This is a genomic window from Acidovorax delafieldii 2AN, assembly GCF_000175235.1.
Lineage (GTDB): Bacteria > Pseudomonadota > Gammaproteobacteria > Burkholderiales > Burkholderiaceae_C > Acidovorax > Acidovorax delafieldii_B.
Genome location: NZ_ACQT01000394.1, coordinates 1 through 2,279 on the forward strand (window position 1 = coordinate 1; position 2,279 = coordinate 2,279).

Sequence of the window (2,279 nt, forward strand, 5' to 3'; positions counted from 1 at the left end):
GGATGCACGCGACGCAGCAGGCCAAACTCGAGCAGGCGTGCCACGACCTGGGCGGGCCCCACCAGGGCCGCGACGGCGACGGCCGCCTGCACCGATGCGCCGCTGGCCTGCAGCAAGCGCGGCAGATGGACCGCCATGGCCGTGCTGGTGAACCAGGTCACGGCAAATACGAACGACAGCAGCAGGGTGGCGCGCAGGGCGTGCGGCGGATCGGTGGCTTCGGCGCCCGGAATGTCCTGCAGTGCGGGTGCTGCAGCGGGTTCGGCTGCGGTTGCGTTCATCCGCTTTGGTACCGCAGCAGCGCGGGGCAGCCAGGCGTTGAACGGAGCCCCCACCAGCAGGTGCAGGGCCGCCCAGCCAAAGCATGCCCCGCGCCAGCCCCAGGCGGCTTCCATCCAGGCGGACAGCGGCCAGCCCACGGTGCTGGCAAAACCGGCAATGAGCGTGACGCCGGTGATGGCGCCGCGTGCACCCGGGCCGTACAGACGCACCAGCGTGGCAAACGCGGCCTCGTACAGGCCCGAACCCATGGCCACGCCCATCAGCATCCAGGCGGCAAACAGGCCGATGGGGCCTTGGGCCAGTCCCATGCCTGCCAGGCTGGCGGCGAAGAGCAGGCTGGTGCCGACCAGTACAGGGCGCCCACCGTGCCGGTCAATGGCGTGGCCCGCCAGCGGGCCCAGCAGGGCGGAAACGATCAGCGCCGCCGAGAACGCGGCAAACACGGTGGAAGTGGCCACGCCCAGGTCGCGCGCCATGGGCACTGCCAGCATGGCGGGAAGGTAGTAGGACGAGGCCCAGGCGAGGGTCTGGGCGCTGCCCAGGCGTGCCACGGTCCAGCGCTGCGAAGGAGGGTTCATCGAAGGGGGCGTGACACGCCGCGATGTTTCGGGGAAGGGGTCTGGGCTGGTGGGCGATCCCTGACTCAGGCGCGCCGGCCCTTGGCGTCGATGACCACTTCGCCGTCTTCCTTGGTGAAGGCCCCCTGCTGCGGCTGCGGCAGGATGTCGAGCACCGCTTCGGAGGGACGGCACAGTCGCGTGCCCAGGGGCGTGACCACGATGGGACGGTTGATGAGCACCGGATGGGCCAGCATGGCATCGACGAGCTGGGCATCCGTGACGCCAGGGGCGCCCAGGTTCAGCTCGGTGAATACGGCCTCCTTGCTGCGTACCACGTCGATGACGGGCGTGCCCATGGCGGCGATCAGTGCCACCAGGGTCTCGCGGCTGGGAGGCGTCTTGAGGTATTCGATGATGTCAGGCTCCACGCCGCTGTTGCGGATCATGGCCAGGGTGTTGCGGGAAGTGCCGCATTTCGGGTTGTGATAGATCGTGATGGTGGACATGGCGCAGGGCTTGGGGGTGGAAGAGGTGTGCAGTGTGCCAGCGCCTTCGTGGCGGAGCACGGGCCGGTTCAGCGCGGCCAGCCGGGCAGCTGCTGCAGTGCTGTCATCAAGGCGCGTCCGGCATCTTCGAGGGCCCTGTCGTTGTGCACCTCCACGGCCGCGGCGTGGGGTGGGGGCTGGTAGTCCGCCGCCCGCCGCACCCGTGCCTCGATCTGTGCGGCGCTTTCGCGGCCCCTGGCTGTCAGGCGCTGGCGCAGCACGTCGGGGCTGGCGGTGATGTGCACGGCGACCAGATCCGGGTGGTTCTGCAGCGCCTGCGGCAGGTAGGCGCGCGAGCCGTTGACCAACACCCACCGGCGCTGCGACAGCGGTGCAAGCTCGGCATGCCGCACACCGTAGTGCAGGCCGTTGGCTTCCCAGTGCAGCGCGAACGCCTGCCGGGCGTGCAACTGCTGGAACGCTGCGGTGTCCACGCTCTCATGGGCCTCGCCGCCCGCGACCGCGGTGCGGTTGATGGTGCGCCGGGCCCAGTGCAGGGATTGCGGGGCGGGAAGGTGGCGGCGCAGCCATTCGAGCAGCGAATCCTTGCCCGCGCCCGACGGACCCATGCAGTACACCAGCCGCCCGCTCACGCGCCCATCTCCAGGTGGTCGAGCAGAACGAAATCGGCGCCCGGCGTGGGTTCGGCAAACAGCGCCAGGCTGTTGAATCTGAGCGCAGGCAGGTCGGCGAAGAACTGTTCGGCGGCGTCCTGCACGAGGGCCTGGGTTTCACTGTTCACCGTGTGCAGCGGGCCTGTGAGCGAGAGATGAAAGCGAAACTCGTCCAGCACGAACGGGTAGCCCCATTGCTGCAGAAGCTCTTCCTGCCGGGCTGTAAGCCCGCCCGCCCGGCGCCGGGCCATTTCGGCCGGCGGCAGCGCAGCGGCCAG

Annotated in this window: 4 protein-coding genes; all 4 read right to left on the bottom strand. The window is 69.7% G+C overall.

Features of this window, described 5'->3' with window-relative positions; genetic code table 11:
* Positions 1 to 860, bottom strand: an 860-nt coding sequence (locus tag ACDELDRAFT_RS21475; RefSeq protein WP_005800475.1) for an MFS transporter, incomplete at its 3' end; no start/stop codon positions are given.
* Positions 861 to 925: 65 nt separating this feature from the next.
* The gene (gene arsC, locus ACDELDRAFT_RS21480; RefSeq protein WP_005800477.1) at positions 926 to 1,348 is read right to left on the bottom strand and encodes an arsenate reductase (glutaredoxin); all 423 of its coding nucleotides are present in this window, start codon (positions 1,346 to 1,348) and stop codon (positions 926 to 928) included.
* Positions 1,349 to 1,416: 68 nt separating this feature from the next.
* The gene (gene phnN, locus ACDELDRAFT_RS21485) at positions 1,417 to 1,980 is read right to left on the bottom strand and encodes a phosphonate metabolism protein/1,5-bisphosphokinase (PRPP-forming) PhnN (RefSeq protein WP_005800478.1); all 564 of its coding nucleotides are present in this window, start codon (positions 1,978 to 1,980) and stop codon (positions 1,417 to 1,419) included.
* On the bottom strand, positions 1,977 to 2,279 hold a 303-nt coding region (locus ACDELDRAFT_RS21490; protein ID WP_040330423.1), incomplete at its 5' end, for a DUF1045 domain-containing protein. The genes phnN and ACDELDRAFT_RS21490, both read right to left, overlap by 4 nt.

What these genes read in the sequence shown, in the direction of transcription:
- arsC (WP_005800477.1), bottom strand. Translation starts at nt 1,348, where the DNA reads ATGTCCACCATCACGATCTATCACAACCCGAAATGCGGCACTTCCCGC.